The organism is Mycolicibacterium tusciae, from assembly GCF_002086795.1.
In the GTDB taxonomy this organism is placed as follows: Bacteria; Actinomycetota; Actinomycetes; order Mycobacteriales; family Mycobacteriaceae; genus Mycobacterium; species Mycobacterium tusciae.
The window spans coordinates 1-16,029 of sequence record NZ_MVIM01000030.1 but is presented as its reverse complement, the minus strand read 5'-3'; the positions used below and the strand labels follow the sequence as shown (position 1 = coordinate 16,029).

The 16,029-nt window shown below is 63.8% G+C and carries 16 protein-coding genes; 8 read left to right on the top strand and 8 right to left on the bottom strand.

Translation table 11 applies throughout. From position 1 onward, the window contains the following. Nucleotides 1–24: 24 nt before the first annotated feature. The 3 genes from BST47_RS29050 to BST47_RS29040 all read right to left on the bottom strand — a co-directional run bounded on the left by BST47_RS29050 (nucleotide 25) and on the right by BST47_RS29040 (nucleotide 3,247). Nucleotides 25–1,470 carry a dihydrolipoyl dehydrogenase family protein gene (locus BST47_RS29050; protein ID WP_033717463.1) on the bottom strand — a complete coding sequence of 482 codons (1,446 nt, stop codon included), beginning with the start codon at nucleotides 1,468–1,470 and terminating at the stop codon, nucleotides 25–27. A 1-nt stretch (nucleotide 1,471) separates the two neighbouring features. After that, nucleotides 1,472–2,710: a bifunctional alpha/beta hydrolase/OsmC family protein gene (locus BST47_RS29045; RefSeq protein WP_046190086.1), complete on the bottom strand. Its 1,239-nt coding sequence runs from the start codon at nucleotides 2,708–2,710 to the stop codon at nucleotides 1,472–1,474. A 108-nt stretch (nucleotides 2,711–2,818) separates the two neighbouring features. Further along, entirely contained in the window at nucleotides 2,819–3,247 is a 429-nt protein-coding gene (locus tag BST47_RS29040; protein WP_234808431.1) for a YkgB family protein, read from the bottom strand. A gap of 499 nt (nucleotides 3,248–3,746) precedes the next feature. Between BST47_RS29040 and BST47_RS29035 the strand changes: the two genes are divergently transcribed. After that, nucleotides 3,747–4,373: a TetR/AcrR family transcriptional regulator gene (locus tag BST47_RS29035; protein WP_074324031.1), complete on the top strand. Its 627-nt coding sequence runs from the start codon at nucleotides 3,747–3,749 to the stop codon at nucleotides 4,371–4,373. 37 nt (nucleotides 4,374–4,410) lie between these two features. Here BST47_RS29035 and BST47_RS29030 read toward each other — a convergent pair whose 3' ends face one another. Next, nucleotides 4,411–5,082, bottom strand: a complete 672-nt coding sequence (locus BST47_RS29030; RefSeq protein WP_046190088.1) for a TetR/AcrR family transcriptional regulator — start codon at nucleotides 5,080–5,082, stop codon at nucleotides 4,411–4,413. Nucleotides 5,083–5,359: 277 nt separating this feature from the next. Between BST47_RS29030 and BST47_RS29025 the strand changes: the two genes are divergently transcribed. Both BST47_RS29025 and BST47_RS29020 read left to right on the top strand, forming a co-directional pair. Then, nucleotides 5,360–5,986 carry an RNA polymerase sigma factor gene (locus BST47_RS29025; protein WP_046190089.1) on the top strand — a complete coding sequence of 209 codons (627 nt, stop codon included), beginning with the start codon at nucleotides 5,360–5,362 and terminating at the stop codon, nucleotides 5,984–5,986. Then, the gene (locus tag BST47_RS29020) at nucleotides 5,983–6,264 is read left to right on the top strand and encodes an anti-sigma factor family protein (protein ID WP_170924377.1); all 282 of its coding nucleotides are present in this window, start codon (nucleotides 5,983–5,985) and stop codon (nucleotides 6,262–6,264) included. Before BST47_RS29025 ends, BST47_RS29020 begins: the two co-directional genes overlap by 4 nt. A 297-nt stretch (nucleotides 6,265–6,561) precedes the next feature. On the opposite strand, the gene BST47_RS29010 is transcribed toward BST47_RS29020, so the two are convergent. From BST47_RS29010 to BST47_RS28995, 4 genes are all read right to left on the bottom strand, one after another. After that, entirely contained in the window at nucleotides 6,562–7,797 is a 1,236-nt protein-coding gene (locus BST47_RS29010) for a cation:proton antiporter (protein ID WP_198528447.1), read from the bottom strand. A gap of 769 nt (nucleotides 7,798–8,566) precedes the next feature. Beyond that, on the bottom strand, nucleotides 8,567–9,703 hold the full coding sequence (locus BST47_RS29005; protein WP_083129230.1) for a hypothetical protein: 1,137 nt from the start codon (nucleotides 9,701–9,703) through the stop codon (nucleotides 8,567–8,569). Between the two features lie 78 nt (nucleotides 9,704–9,781). Continuing rightward, a complete protein-coding gene (locus tag BST47_RS29000; protein ID WP_174561140.1) occupies nucleotides 9,782–10,423 on the bottom strand; it encodes a maleylpyruvate isomerase family mycothiol-dependent enzyme in 642 nt (213 codons plus the stop codon). Nucleotides 10,424–10,999: 576 nt separating this feature from the next. Further along, the gene (locus tag BST47_RS28995) at nucleotides 11,000–11,563 is read right to left on the bottom strand and encodes a hypothetical protein (protein WP_131701219.1); all 564 of its coding nucleotides are present in this window, start codon (nucleotides 11,561–11,563) and stop codon (nucleotides 11,000–11,002) included. Between the two features lie 353 nt (nucleotides 11,564–11,916). Between BST47_RS28995 and BST47_RS28990 the strand changes: the two genes are divergently transcribed. The 5 genes from BST47_RS28990 to BST47_RS28975 all read left to right on the top strand — a co-directional run bounded on the left by BST47_RS28990 (nucleotide 11,917) and on the right by BST47_RS28975 (nucleotide 15,997). Beyond that, entirely contained in the window at nucleotides 11,917–12,279 is a 363-nt protein-coding gene (locus BST47_RS28990) for a GNAT family N-acetyltransferase (RefSeq protein ID WP_046190093.1), read from the top strand. Between the two features lie 473 nt (nucleotides 12,280–12,752). Continuing rightward, the gene (locus BST47_RS28985; protein ID WP_046190094.1) at nucleotides 12,753–13,238 is read left to right on the top strand and encodes a hypothetical protein; all 486 of its coding nucleotides are present in this window, start codon (nucleotides 12,753–12,755) and stop codon (nucleotides 13,236–13,238) included. 11 nt (nucleotides 13,239–13,249) lie between these two features. Further along, a complete protein-coding gene (locus BST47_RS28980; RefSeq protein ID WP_046190095.1) occupies nucleotides 13,250–14,110 on the top strand; it encodes a hypothetical protein in 861 nt (286 codons plus the stop codon). A gap of 113 nt (nucleotides 14,111–14,223) precedes the next feature. Further along, nucleotides 14,224–14,841, top strand: coding sequence for a hypothetical protein (locus BST47_RS30545; RefSeq protein ID WP_057970367.1), 618 nt, complete (start codon nucleotides 14,224–14,226; stop codon nucleotides 14,839–14,841). Nucleotides 14,842–15,346: 505 nt separating this feature from the next. Further along, entirely contained in the window at nucleotides 15,347–15,997 is a 651-nt protein-coding gene (locus tag BST47_RS28975) for a methyltransferase family protein (RefSeq protein WP_046190096.1), read from the top strand. Nucleotides 15,998–16,029 lie beyond the last annotated feature (32 nt).

Below are 16,029 nucleotides of genomic sequence, written 5' to 3'. Positions count from 1 at the left end.
CGACAGCGGCTCTCCCTTTCAGGGTCAGCTGGTCGGGCCACCTGAATGACCCCTTCGTCGGGCGAGGAGCGGGTTCCAGATCTGGTTGATCGACGGGTGCGGTGCCACGACGTGGCGGAGTGTCTCGACTGGTACCTTGGCGACGATGGCGAGGGTGGCCGCTTGGGCGAGTTCGGCGAACTCGGGTCCGACGAACGTCGCGCCGAGCAGGGTGTCCGTGTCGGCGTCGATGACCAGTTTCGCCCAGGCGTCGAAGCCGTCGCGGAAGATGGCGAGGTCGGGCACGGACTCCGGGTACCGCGCGGTGGTCGTCGTGACCGTGAATCCGTCGGCGCGCGCCTGACTTTCGGTTCGTCCCACCTCGACGACCTGGGGGTCGGTGTAGATGACCTGGGGCAGGTTGTGTGGGTCGCGGGCGATGAGTTCATCGGCGCCGAGCCGACGGCCTTGTGCGCGGGCGGCGATGATATCGGCGACGACGACTGCGTGGTATTGCGACAGGTGCGATAAGAGCGCGCGTCCGGTGGTGTCACCCATCGCGTACAGCCAGGTGCCGTCGACTCCGAGTGCCTGCAGATGGTCGTCGACGGGCACGAACTCTCCGCTACGCAGCCCCACGGATTCCAAGCCGAGGGAATCGGTGTTGACCACCCGTCCTGCGGCGACGACGACCTCGTCGATCTCGATGGTCTCGTCCCCGACGGTGGCGGAGACCGTGCCGCCCGCGACGGATCGGACCACTCCGGATGGGTGAGCTTCAAAGCGAAGGTCAACTCCGTTGCGTCGCAACGACTCGGTGACCATCTCGCTGGCGACGGTCTCGGAGTTGCGCAGCAGGGTCCGGCCCCGCGCGAGCAGCGTCACCTTGGAGCCCAGACCGGCCAGGATGGTGGCGAACTCGACGGCGACGACGCCGCCGCCGATGATCAGGGTCCGTGGCGGTACGTGCGTCATGGCCGCCAGGTCGCGGTTGGTCCAGGGGCGCGCGTCGGCCAGCCCTGGTACGTCGGGGATGGCGGGGCGGGTACCGGTGGCGAGCACGACCGCCTGCCGCGCGCGGACAGTCTCCTCGCGGCCGCCGGGGTGGGTGACGGTGACCACGCGGGGGCCTGCGAGCCGGCCGTGGGCGTGCAACACCGTGAGGCCGCTTTGCTGCAGAGCGGCGGTGACACCCTCATCGTTGAGATGATCGACGATGGCGTCGCGTTTGGCGAAGACGGCAGCGACGTCGAGCTGCCCCGACCCCACAGCTTCCCGGACGCCGGGGACGGCCTTCGCCAGGGCCAGTACTTCGATCGGGCGCAGTAGCGTCTTGGTCGGATTACATGCCCAGTAGTGGCATTCACCGCCGATGAGGCGCTCCTCCACCAGGGCCACCTCGAGCCCTTCGGCGATGAGGTATTGCGCCGCTGACGCGCCGCCAGGCCCGCCACCGATCACGACTACGTCGAATTCTGAATCTTCAGTCATGTCAGCCTCTGTCTCGGTCGGCTCGTGCGTCAGCGGTATGAATGGACACTTCGGAGCGAAGGGTGCGATGCACCGGGCACCGGTCGGCGATGTCGAGCAGCTTGGCACGTTGGTCGCCGTCGAGCGGGCCGATGAGGGTGATGTCGCGTTCGATCCGGTCGACCATCCCCGTGGCGGTCTCACATTCGGCGCAATCCTTGGCGTGGACGCGGGAGTGGCGCGAATCGACGACGATGCGTTCGAGCGGCCACTGCTTCCGATCGGCGTACATCCGCACCGTCATCGACGTGCAGGCGCCGAGCGCGGCCAGGAGAAGGTCGTACGGTGTTGGGCCGGCGTCATCGCCGATGGGTCGGGGTTCGTCCGCGGTCAGTCGATGCCGGCGCGTACCGATCTGCTGGGTGAGTCTGCCGGGTCCGCTTTCGGCGACCCGCACGGCACCGTCGGCCAAGTCATCGGTGTTCAGGTCGCGGGTCGCCGTAGGTGCCGCCACGTACCTACTCAGCCAAGCGGCAAGGACGCTCGCCGTGTACCCCGCGTCGGCCCGATTGCTGAGAAGGTGGTCGGCGCCGTCGAGAGTGATGAACGATTTCGGGTGCCGCGCGGTGTCGAAGATGATCCGCGCGTTGTTCACCGACACCACCTCGTCGAGCGGGGAATGCATGACGAGTAGCGCAGTGTCGAGGGCGGCGATGCGCTCGCACTGCGGTTGCATCGCGATGTCGTCGAGAAATTCGCGACGCACCCGAAACGGTCGACCCCCGATCGATACCGTGGCCTCGCCCGCTTCGACGCCGGGTAGCGCGTCGCCCAGCAATCCGACGACGTGGAAGGGGTCAGCCGGTGCACCGATGGTGACGACCGCGCGAACCTCGGGAATTCGAGATGCGGCTGCCAAGACTGCCGCCCCGCCCAGCGAATGCCCGATCAGCACGGCTGGGGCACTGAATTGGTCGCGGAGATGGTCTGCGGCATGCACCAAATCTTCGACGTTGGAACTGAAGCCGGTCGCGGCGAACTCACCCTCGGACTCCCCCAGGCCGGTGAAGTCGAACCGCAGTACCGCGATCCCCTGCGCCGCCAAGGCACGCGAGATCCGGCCTGCTGCAGCGTTATCCTTGCCGCAGGTGAAGCAGTGCGCGAACAGCGCCCAGGCTTTCGGATCGCCGATCGGCATCTCCAACTTGCCGGTCAATTCGCCGCTACTGCCGCGGAAGACCGTTCGGGCTGAGGTGCTCATGTGCCTCCCTCGGCTGAGGACGATTGCGAGTGAAATGTACTACACAGAACAGTTTGTCCCCGGGATGGCGACCAGACAGAAGGCCTTGGGTCAGAACGCGGCGGACTGTCATTGACCCAGCGGTTCCGCGCGCAGCGTCCGCACGGCGTCACCGAGAGTCCACAGCGCCACTGCGAGGAGGACGACGTCCTTCACCAAGAAGTTGCCCACCATGGACAGCACCGGGAACCCGCCGGCTTCGAGCGCCATCACTCCGGGAGTGGTGAACATGAAGCTGAGCGTTACGACGAACATCCCGATTGCCATCACACTGCCCACAATGGATGCCCTGGGCGCCCATGGCTTAACGGCAATAAGCGCGGCAGTCGCCAGTTCGACGACACCCAGCACTGCCGAGAAGGTCGTCACCGAGAAGATGTCGTACACCCAGCTCATCAGGGGGCTGCTCGCGACCAGCGGTTGGATGGCATTGGCCTCATAGGTGGTGAACTTCAGTGCGCCGATCCACGCGATGACGAACACGAGTGCGTACCGCACCGCAACTTCCCCGGCCGGGGCCACCCGAGAGGCGATGGGTGAACAATACAGGCGAGATATGGCATTTTCCAATGACATTGGCCTTCCTTCTATCGTTGAGTAGGCCGTCTCCAGATCATGAGTGCTTCCGGTCGGGCGTGGCGTTACACGACGGCGTCGACCGATCGACTTTTGGGAGCTGGGGATGCATTCCGACCCGACGTGTAACGGAAGCTACCCACACCGACACTCCCCTACGTCTGATCATCGCGCGGCGCCCATGCAGCCGAGCCGGACTGATCGGGCGACCCACTCGAAGGAGCAAGACTCAACCGCCACCAGTGCGATGAAACTGTACCGGTGAGTACAACAGATGTCACGCGGACATCACTGCCCCGGGCTGTGGGATAGCAGTCATACAGCCGCCGAGAAGGCGCCTGTGGCATTACGACCGAACGCCAACCAGTCACAGTGCCGTGGGGTGGCGAGGTTCCAAACGAAAGACGATTGGAGAGTTCTGATGAACGAATGCTCGACCCCGGGGACTGTCTGCAACACTTCGGGCACACAACATCACCGGCATGCACGTGCGGCGATCGTCAATGCTGCCGCCTCGATGATGTACCACCGCGGCGTCGCCGCTACGTCGATCGGTGATGTCTCCCACGCATCTGGCGCAGAGGTCCGAGAGCTTGATCGCCATTTTCGCGATAAAACTGAACTGGTCCGAGCGGTCATAGACCGGGAACTGGCGGCCTTACTCGACGGCCAAGTTGCCGCCGCGGAGATCAATTCATGGGACGGACTCGATACGTGGGTGACGCGCGTGGTGGACGCCCAACCGGCCGAGGATGGCCCGTTCGCCTGTCCCCTCGGGACCTTGGCTGCGGAACTGAGAAACTCTCCGGAGTACCAACCTGCGTTGGATGCTGCTTTCCGCACTTGGGAGGGACATCTGGCCGCAGGCTTACGCCGGATTCAGACTTGCGGCGAGATGGATTCCGACGCCAATCCAGACCGCCTTGCCGCCAGCCTTCTCGCGGCTCTGCAAGGCGGATACCTCCTCGCCTCTGTCCACGGCCGGATCGAGATCATGCGCGACGTGCTCGAAGACGCGGTGGCGGCGCTGCGGCGTTACCAGGTCTGAGCCAGGATCTGGTCAACGTGCCCACGACCCGACTCGGTCAGCTCTTCGCCGCGACCGTCCGTCGCCGCGGTGTTGCCCTGCGACGCAGAGACAGCAGCGCGTTCTCCACCGCATCCTCGAAAACCGTGCCATCGTCGTGGATTTGGGCCATCATCAACCCACCCTGCACGGCCGCGACGATCGATTGGGCCAATCTATCGGGATCTGACTGCCGTGTGAGCTGACCTCGCTCGCGCATGACTTCCAAGCCGCGTGCCAGCGGCTCCTCCCAGCGCCGGAAGGCGGCGTCCAAATGTGGAAGATAAGCGGGATCGTTCTTCAGTTCGGCGGCCATCGATCCGAGCGGGCACGCGAACGGCCCATCCAGGACACGATGGCTCTCCATCACCTGCTCAGACCACCGCTTCAGGCCCGCCCAGGAGTCGGCGTGGTGTATCGCTGGTTGCGCCGCCAAGATGAGTTCGACCTGACGGTCGATGACCGCCCGAATGAGGTCGGCCCTGTCGTCGAAGTAGTGGTACAGCTGCGACTTGCCGCAGCCCGCGGCCGCCAGCACGTCATCGAGGCTGGTCGACGCCACGCCACTTTGACGCATCATGGTCGCAGCCGCGTCGACAATCGCTGCACGGCTGCGCAGCCCCCGCGGGGACAAAGACGGCCTTGGGCTCTCGCCCGTTGCCGCCTTCTCGGGCGCCCGCGTTGCTGCCATCAGTCCACGATAGCTTCTCGGTCAGTCGCCAAGACTGCGACCTCTACGCAGTCAGGTGTACCTCCCGGTACAGTTCGCATCGGACCTCGCACCACCACGGCGTCGAGACCGATCTACCCGGCACGTCCCCTCGTCACCCTCCGTTGCCCAGCCAGGAGCAGATACCGGACACAATCCGCACGAGCCATCTACTGTGCTATTCACTGGTGACTTCGGCGCTTATGGCGCGGCGGCCGGGTAGCGATCGCTCACGCACGGCCGACGAGGGGATTCCGACATGCTGGAACCGGTGGGCACCGCGGCGCTGGCCGACCGACTGCGCAATGGTGATCCGGAGGCGTTCAGCAAGCTCCTCGACCTTTACGGGCCCTCGATGCAACGAGTGGCGCGCGGATACGTGTCCAGCAACGAGCTCGCCGAGGACGTTGTGCAGGAGACGTGGATCGCGATCTTCAAGGGCATCGACAAGTTCGAGGGTCGGGCCTCACTACGGACGTGGATCTTCACCATCTTGATCAACGTCGCCAAGAAACACGGCCTCGCTGAACGCCGATACACCGACACCGCCGTGCGCGTCATGACCGGCGGCACCGTCGATCCGGACCGGTTCCGCGACGCGGGCGATCCCCTGCCCGGTCATTGGAAGGAACCACCCGCCCCGTTCCCGGACACGCCCGAGGGGTCGCTGCTCAGCGGGGAACTCACACAGGTCGCCACCGCGGGACTGCAGCGCTTGCCGGCGCGCCAACGTGAGGTGGTCACTCTGCGTGACGTACAGGGGTTCAGTTCCCAGGAGGTATGCCAATTGTTGGACATCAGCGCGGCCAACCAGCGGGTGCTACTACATCGCGGCAGAGCCGTGGTTCGCCAAGAGCTGGAAAACTACCTTGGGACGACCGCATGAACGCCGACGAGATCATCTGCGAGCAACTCGTGGAACTGGTGACCGACTACCTCGACGGTGCGCTCGATCCCGACGTCCGAGCCAGGTTCGACGCACACCTGCTGGAATGTGATGGCTGCGTCAACTACCTCGATCAGTTCCGGTCGACGATCAGCACCTTGGGGCGGGTTCCGTCCGATCAACTCGACGAGGGCTTCCGCGAGCGCCTCCTCGACACCTTCCGCGGATGGACGACCACGCCCGACCAGGATCACGACCGGCCGCAACCCGATCCATGACCGCATAGGGTTTCCCTGCGGAGGTGCCTCACCACCACTGCGATGGGAGCGCACAGCACCAGCACCAGCAAGATGCGGGTGTTCCCGTTTTGAATCGACGCATTGCAGCCCACGAAGACGGCGAAGGCGACCGCGGCCCGGACCGGTCTTCCGGAACGCCCTCTGGCTCGCTGCGGACCGACGTTGCTCCACATGAGATAGGCGAGAATCGCTGCCGTGGTCGCGACCTGCGACGCCGCCGTGAGTGTGGTCATTCCGCGCTCGGCCGACCCAAGTTCGAAGTCGTCCGGACAGTCTTCACGGGCCAGGACGCGGTCGGTCATCGCCACTGAGGCTGCCGTCTGCGCGCACGCCCGGAGCGGATGCTTCAGCGCCCCGCGCCAGTAGGAAGACAGCCAGTCGGGGAAACACGATGACTGACAACAAGCCGGCGGCGACCAGCGCGGCGTAATTGGCCGGTTCCAGCAGGCCCAGCTCCACGCCGATGCCCCCGGCCACCACCGGAATGCTCAGCGACGTGGCCTGCAGTAGGCCCGCGGCCAGAACGTCGCGGCCACCGGCGAGTAACGGACGGTAGACGATGGCCGGCAACGCTCGCACGATCAGGAGGGCAGCAAGGAAGACAGGGATCTTGGCCAAGGAGGAGGCGTGGTCGACAAGTGCGCGAATGTCGAGTGACACCCCGGTTGCGACGAAGAAGAACGGGATGAATACACCGAATCCGACCGCATGCAGCTTGGTATAGAACTGGGTGTGGGTCATGTCGTCATCGCGGTCGAGGAGCGTCAGAGCCGTCCCGGCGAGGAACGCTCCCAGGATCGACTCGAGTCCGAACGCTGTCGCGAGAGAAGCAAATACCAAGAGTAGGGCCATCGTTCCGCGGACTCGAATCTCGGCGGTGGTGTCCTGCAGGTCGAGCATCGTCTTGCACAAGGTACGGGCACGCTCCAGGCCGAGAACGACCGTGATGACGACACCCGTGAAGCCGAGAAACGCCGCCAGCAGCGTCAACCTGGCCCCGAGCCCGACTGATGTGTCTTCGGAAAACAACAGGGAAAGAAGCACTATGGGTACGACCTCGGCAATCGATGCACCAGCCACGATGACTTGCCCCGCTCGGGTTTCCACGATCCCCGCGTCCTTGAGGACCGGAAGTATGATGCCGAGCCCGGTTGCCGAGAGGATCAGGGCCATCAGCACCGGTGATCGAGCGAGGCCCAACATCCCGAGGCTGACACCCACTCCCACCGCAAGAGCGAACGACACCGCGAACGCCCCGGCAGCGCGGCGCAGCAGCGCCCCTCGCAAAAGACGTACGTCGATTTCCAGCCCAGCGAGCAACAGCAGGAAACTCAGGCCAATCGTCGACATCACCTGCAGCGCAGCGTCCATGTGCAACCAGCCGAGTACCTGTGGCCCCAGGATGACGCCGAGAAGAATTTCGAGCACGATCGCCGGCACGGCGAGCCGGAACACCCTCACGCTGAGCGGCGCAAGCAAGGCGACGACTGAGACGATCGCTACCGCAGTCAACGAGACGATGTGGGGAACCTTCCTTGCTGTGCCCCAGGCGAAATGGGCGGACAGGTACGTATCCAAATCAGTGGTGGCCGGCTGCTCAGTACATCGTTTCGGCGACTTCGTGTCGCCGATTGGTCAAAGTCAGCCCGAGTTCGGCAGTTGCATACTGTACTACATAGTACACTTTGTCGATACGCCCTCTTTGGCGAGAACCGGTAGCCGGCGCGGGGGTCGATGCGAGCTGGTTCGAGAAATGGCATCCACATGACTTTGCGGATGCGAAGATGACATCAGGCATGAGAACCTACAGCCGCCGCCGACAGCCCCGCTTACGCGCCTGATCCATCAATAGACGACGGAGACAAGTGGCGGCCAAATCAACGCCAATCACGAAGTGACGCCTCCACAGCTACCCTAGGGCGATACGGAGGGCGGCTAAGGTTTCGTCATCTAAGTGACACTTGCGTCATGTCAAATGACGAAATGAAATCCACTTTGACAATCGACACATCTGCGGGCAGGTGTCGATTCTCAGACTGGACGGCACATGCCACTGACTCTAGCTGCGCCTACACAGGTTTCTCATTGCGATGGCACAGTCATTTTTCTCATCCAAGTGGCAGAAGTTGGAACGGTACGGTGATGCAGGACCATGCATCGCGTCCTCCCCTGGCCGCGTGTGCGGCGGGTTCTCAAGCACCGCCGCAGGCCGGCCCCCGGCCGTGATGGCGCGGCATGCGGGTTCGTTTGGCTCTGAAAAGTCGAGATACGGGTCGTGGTCTCAGTCGTCAGCTGTGGGAACTGGGTTGGCCGCCAGCCACAGATCCAGTGCCGCGGCGCCGATGTCCTTGCGGGCCTTCCGATTGAGCCCGAGTTGGCGTGCTCGTTGCTGCACCTGTTCGATGACGTTCGGTTCGGCGCTCCAAGGTAAGGGTTTGCGACTGTGCTTCGCTGCTGGCGTGGGTTTCTCGAGTAGGTCTGATTCAGGGAACATGGTGAGCAACGACATCATCTGTTCGGGCGTGATCGCCGCGGCCTTGCCCTCGGTGAACCATGTAAGGACTTCTGTCTCGCTCGCTTCGTCGACGATTCCCTTGTTGTGGATGTAGTCGTTGCGGATTCGGCGGATGTCTCCGAAGATCGGCACGCGGATGTCTCGCGAGTCCCAGGGACTGCCATCCGGTGCGGTGCCGTGCGCGGCGGCCACGCGCCCACGGTATTGCTCATCCCACAGCGAGTGCATGTAGGCGAACCACTGGCCGTAGAGCAGCTGCTGGACTGGCGAGAACCGGTCGAAGCTCACGAACCCGGTCTGCGGTGTCAGCATCGTGACCCCGCCGTGCGTGGCAATTTCGAGATCGCGCATGGGGATGCAGCCTGGCCCGGCCTGGTCGACGATCTCGAATCGTCGGACATCGAGGTAGGCGTCTCCAGGAACACCAGACGCCGCGGAGTACCACTCGTAGAGCTTGGTGACCACGGCGTACTGCCCGCTGAGCATCACCGCCAAGGACAGCGTGAACTCACTGCGCAGTTCCGCAACAATGGATTCCAACGTCGCCGGCGTGGCCGCCGGTGCGGTGAGGGCCGCACGCATCGGCGCGATCCCGGCGCAGATCGCATCGAGGGCCGGCACGAGTTCTCGTGCCGTCCAGCGCTGCCGACGACCGGTGACGGCACGGATGGCGAGTGCGAGTGCCAACGATGCTCGTTGCAGCTCCGGGTCGTCGGCGGTGTTCAGACGGGGGAGGTCACGCAGATAGTCCCCCGGCGTGGTTTCCCGCAACGCCTGTGACGGGTCACCGGCGATCCACTCATCCTGCCGCGGGTGAAGCCGCATCGCGTCGGCCAAGTTCTTGACGACCTGTTCGAGCTCGTCGAGCTGCTGTACCCAGTGCATGAGGTTCCCGCCAGCCATACGCATAGACTCCCACGTCACTTCCGGTGGTCGCCATTAGTACGGTGCCCATCTCATCGCCGGGCCTGACGAGGGCGTTTACCGAAGCCTGGCGCGCAATACGGGTACTGCGGGGCCAGCGAGGTGATCGAGCGCGACGGTACGTCCGCAGGCAGCCAGCATCAATGCCTCTGCGGACCCGACAAGCGCGTCACCGGTCCCCCACTCTCGCCCCGTGTCTTCATCAAAGAGTGCGATACCGCGTAGTCTTCCGCGCGGGAAGAACCCGAGTTGGGTTCGGCCAGTGAGGAAATCGAGCACTAGCGCGACAAGTTCTGGGTTTGGGCGGTGCACAACGGCCAGCGGGATCCGCATATCGCAACCGTGGACCAACACATCGGTCAAGCCAGCTACCGGACCGGTGATCGGTGGGCTAAGCCGATAATCGGCACCACAGCGAAGAGCGTCCGCGATATCGGCCGCAGATGCCATTGCGCGGCGTCGGGCGAGGGCATCAATCCCGCGATCTCCGCTGCGATGTCGTACACCGCTGGCCAGGAAGCCCCAAAATCCGTCAGCAAAGTCACTGACCAGGTGTGCTGCAACAGTTTTGACATCCCAGCCCGCGCAAAGGCTAGGTATGGCCAGCTGCCCGGCGTCCAGACTCTCAACCAATGCGGCGATCTCGCGGCGCTCGGCGGCAACCGCCTCAAAGACACGGTCGCAGTCCGCTGAACTCATCCGCACACCTGCAGATTATCGGTGAGCCCCGATGCGTGGGTGGACGCCGCCAGGGTCGCCATCGCGCGCCGACCTCCATTCTCTCACCGGCGGGCTCCGCCGTCCCAAGCGAAGAGTTCCGCGCCATGAGGTACCCACGGCGATGTGTCCCCCGGCTCGCTTCCGAAAAGACTTAGCCATATCAGCGACGAAGGTGTCACAGCCTGGACATGCTGCTCGTCTTCGGCACACTCACGCGCGACGACATCACCAGCCATCCGTCAGCCCTTCCCGGCACGGCAGACGAATACGAGCAGCTCTCACACACCATGCGGACGGAGTGGGTGGGACTTCGCCAGCCACGGTGCGCCCAGGTGGCCCCCCCCTGTGAGCCGTCAGGCACCCGCACTACACGCATCTACAGCGCCCGACCGATCGCCCCTACCCGGAGGAATCGTCGCGCCGACTCTGGGCTCACCACAGATTCGACGCGCTCGATCTGTCTATCTGACGGCTCCCGCACCGACACATTCCTGCGATTGCATCGCAAACTTCGCGCAGCGGTGCGCCAGCCCACGGATGCCGTGCAGGCCCGCACTAGCAGATCGCTGCGCTTTGGTTGTGCCACTCACCAGATGCCGCACGCCATCTGACCTGCACCTCAACCGCGGACGCTTCCGTGACGGCGTTGCCGCTTCCGCGACGACCCATCGTCATGGCGAGCGAAGCACCGAATCGCTGACGGACAGAAAGGTTCACGTAGCACGGCAGTCCCGACGACGAAGACAGCCGCTCGGCGCTGAACGGCGGAACTGTCTCAGCCGTGCAAACCACCTTGTCGGACAGCGTGACACTCACGTCGTAAGCGGTGGCGTCACCGACATTGGCTAGGTAAGCGTGACGCGGGTCGATGTCCCAGCGGCCGGCCTGCCAATGCGCACGCGATTCGGACGCGGATGCGGATGCTGACACTGTCTGTTCTCGTTGGCGCTTGGCCCACCATTTACAGCCCAGCGCGAAGATGAACGCCAAGTAGACCGCCGCGAGGGCAACCAGCGGAGCCAATAAGAGTGACGGTAGGGGCCACCAAGGAGCAAGCAGTAATAGAGGTCCCACTGCCAGAAGCAGCAATACCGATGCGCCAGCCTTCGATGCGCCCACACCGGGATCGTATGTGCTATTGACGGCCAGCAACAGAGCCGCCGCACTTTGCCTGATCCCGCGGCTCAGCAGAAGCGCTGTCTTCCTGGCCCGCGCCACCTGGCTAGATGCCGCTTACCCAGCAGCGGGTGGACTGGTTGCCGTGCGCAGCGCCACCAGATGGCAGACGGCAGACGTCTGTCGACCACAACTCGCCGCCGCCAGCGGTAGCGCCTTACCGAAGCCTGGCACGGAGTGCGATCGCACAGGGTTCAAAGGCGGCAAGCAGCCAACTCGGTGGCGAGGATGGCGCCAGCGCTGCGGCTGCGAAAACCAGGTGTGTCGCGCACACGCCATCTGCCACACTTCCGGCGATGACACCTCAGCAAATCGTGCTTCGTGCGGCGACGACGGAAGATGCCTCTTTCATCGTCGAGATGGCTCGTCACGCCTGCGTCATCGAAGACAGGCCTCTTCCCCACCCCGATGACGACGAAGTGCTGGAGATGCTCCCCCCTGACGGGGTGGCGCCGATTATTGCCGCCGATCACACGGGCACACCCGTCGGTGCCGTGTGGACCTACTACGGCAACCCACCACTGCACTGCGACGCCGCGGGGACGCCCCTGCCCGAACTGTGCATCGCAGTGGCACCAGGGTACCGCGGGGCCGGCATCGGTGCCGTGCTGCTCGACGCGCTCTTCACCACCCTTGCAAGAGACCACAACGCGATGTGACCAACGTCCACATCCGCAATCCCGCCAAACACCTCTACGAACGCAACGGGTTCCGCGTCGTCGGCCAAGGCAACGGCCCGCTCGGGCTCGCAATGATCAAAGACTTACGCTGAAGCGCAATCGATTCCGACTTCCAATGCGAACGTGCGCTGCCGACATGGGAAGTGATCGGAAGACGTCTGGCGACCGTCACCTGTGGTGGCCAGGTTGTCGATTCTCAAACTGGATGGCGAAAGTCGACGCCTCTAGCTGCGCCTTTGCGTGTTTCTCACGGAGATGGCGCAGCCGTTTTTCTCATCCAAGTGGCGGAAATTGGAACGATACGGCTGTGCAGGACCGCACGTTTAAGTCCACAGTCAGAAATCCCATCATCGAACCGTCCCGTCCAAGGATAATCACGGTGTGAACGGAACAAGGCTCCCGAACGGGTTGCGCCGCAATGATAGAGATCACGGAGCGGGACGCGTGAGCCGATGAGGACCGAGTCGATTGACCTCGACGACTTCGCTGGGTGGGTGCCGTTCGCCGCGCTGCCCACCGCCGGCGTCCCGACCGGGCCGGGTGTGTACGTCATAGTGCGACCCACCGACGACCCGCCAACGTTCCTCGACGTCTCGCCGGCAGGACACTTCAAGGGCAAGGACCCCACCGTGCCCGTGGCCGAGCTGGAGCAGCTGTGGGTGTCCGGCACCCGCGTGGTCTACATCGGCAAGGCCAATCACGGAGCCGGCCAAGGGCGTGGGCTGTACAAGCGGCTCGACGAGTTCCGTCGGTTTGGTGCCGGCGAGCCGATCGGCCATTCCGGGGGCCGCCGGATCTGGCAACTCGCTGACCACGCCGACCTCCTCGTAGGCTGGCGCGTCACCGACGACGAAGAGGCAGCCGCGATGGAGACCGAGATGATCGCCCGGTTCCGCGCCCACCACGGGTTGCGCCCCTTCGCCAACATGCGCAACTGAGTGAGGCTGCGGTGAAGAAGGTCGACGACACCACGCCCGCCCCGTGCGGCCATCGCGGCTGCCGACTCAAGCCGAGCGAGGTGCGGGCACAGCTGTTGGCCTCCACCGCGCTCGACGATCCGGACCTCACCCGCGTCTGCGACCAGGACGAGGCGGTCGCCGGCGGAGCCATCCCCGACTTCAGGTCACGGCGCCACGTCGTCGAGGTCAAGGAACTGACCAGCCAAGCGTTGCGCCGATTCATCGACCTCTACGAGGCACTGCCGCAGCGGTACATCCCCAAATATAGTTTCCGCTACCTGTGGGCGGTGTCGGTGGACGTCTCGCGCGCGGCCGGCGCATACGGCGGCAACCCCAAGACCCCCGAGGTGAAGACGTTGATCGCGACGTCGACCCAGCTGATCGAGGACCTCGAATCCCGCGGGATCATCAACTCGCTCGCCGACCACGAGAACTTCCCCAAGTACGCGAAAGCGCTTGGCTTCTACTCTAATTGCGCTGTAGTGCCGGACAGCCCATTGGGGCCGGGGATCCTGCTGTCTGGCACCATCAGCGGGCAAGCGCGCACTCTCGACCTCGACTACGACGTCACCGCCTTCCTGCAGGACTGGCTGGATTCCGAGCAGTCCACGAACGCCCGACAGTCGCTGGCCGGCCGCGCCGGGATCCACGTCCTGGTCCTCATGGCCAGCCTCGACGGCCCCGCCGCGGGCCTGATCCACACCCTGCGGGAGACGCCGGGCGAAGTCCCTGCCGCCGCGCTGCGACTGCCCGACGACATCGATGTCCTGATCGTCACCACGAACATCGACGTCCTGCGCTTCACCCCGAACGGCGGATGGTTACGCCACACCGCCCCGCCTCCACCGTGAACCCGACGCCATGGCGGGAGCGATCAACCGCGGCACACCCACATCATCGAGCACAGCCGCGGATGCAGCGGGGGCGTATCGTGGCCTGACCGCCGATTGCCTGGGAGGCTTACATGAAAGGCACGTCGTTCGGGCGCTGCCGGTTGGTGAACGTGCTGGGCCGCATCGGAATCGGCAGTGTCCGTCACGAGTTACGAAGCTCCATTTTGATGGACGGACGGCCGGTTATCCGCGTGGCTACCGCTTCCCTGTTTCTAGTTGTTGCCGCAGGAGCTTGTAGCGGTGGTTCGTCGACGGTTCCGCTTGAATCTACCTCGGGTTCGGCGCCACAGCCGTCACTACAAGACACAACCTGCGGATTCCGCGGGCCGAACCCGAAGCTGGCTGAGGCCCGCCGCGAGGCGCAACGGATCAAGGACGCATATCCCGAGGCGGCAGGATTTCAAGCTGTTGAGATTGATCATTTGTTCGACTATTACTACCAACAATTAATTCCGGGGTCCGTCGAGGCCTATGTGAAGTTGGCATGTAGCAAAATTGAAGACTCTGTGCCGGATGCAGATCGCGGACTTATGGTCGGAATAGCCGTCTATATGGGCACCAGTGCGTGCAAATACGTTCAAACGGGTGAAATCCCCATCAGCGAAAGTGCCACCTCGGACTGGATCGAAATGGTGAGGATGTTCTGCCCACAATTTTCGGGTTCTCTTCCTGCGACGCCAACCCGATGACACCGTTCGCGCATGTGCCCATGTCTTGAGATCTACAGGAGCCGCCGTGGAGGTTGTCACAACAGCGGGGGCAGCAGCGATTACTGAAAAAAGCGGCGGCCAGCCAGCGGCGGCAGCAGCAGTCGTGACACCAATTTCTGCCTGGAGGGGCGGGTGGCGGCGGCGGCGGCTGTCGATTGTCAAACTGGATGGCGAACGTCACCGCTTCTAGCGGCGCCTTTTCCATGATAGTCACCGAGATGGCGGAGCGATTTCGGTCATCTAAGTGGCAAAAGTCGGAACGGTACGGTGGTGCCAGTCGTGGGCCCGCCGTCGGTCTGGCGTTTGCAGGCCACTCAGTCCGATGCCCGGGCGCATTCCCATATTAGTATAGACATATGCGCATATCGCTATGTATCCTTAGCGTGGCCGCGGAGCCACGAAAGAAGCACGGAAAGCCTGATGAACCACAGCGACCGGCGCAGGCTTCCAGAACCGCCGCCTCGACCACTGAGGAACTCGCGATATGGCAACCGCAGCACTTGCTCTTTACGGGATATTCATCGTCTCGGGCTTCGGATGGCGTAGTTATCGCCAATGGCGCCTCACGGGTTCGACAGGCATGCGGGGTTTTCACGGCCGCCCCGGATCGTTGGAGTGGCTCGCCGGCGCCGGATTCGTGGTGGCGATCTTGCTGGGCGCTCTGGCCCCCCTGCTGCAATGGTTGGGTGTGCTGTCGCCAGTGGCCTGGCTTGATCATTGGGCGGTGCACACGCTAGGAGCTTTCGCAGCGATCCTGGGCATCGCCGGGACACTGTTAGCGCAGGAGTCGATGGGCGAGTCATGGCGCATCGGCGTCGACGCCAGCGAAACTACCCGACTGATCGACAATGGGGTCTTCAAACTGGTTCGAAACCCCATCTTTACCGCCATGCTGATCTTCGGAGCCGGTGTAGCGCTCCTCGCTCCGAATGGGTTGGCGTTGCTCGCCTTCGCCACCTTGGCCACGTCCATTGAGCTACAGGTGCGGATAGTTGAAGAGCCCTATCTACGGCGGACGCACGGCTTGCATTACGCGGAATACACCAGCCGGGTGGGACGCTTCATCCCTGGACTCGGTCGAAGTTCCACGACGGGACCTGACGAAAATTGGTTGAGGCCTGGTCTCTTATGGTGACGTCCGATGGCCGAGAACGCGCTGCCGCGGAT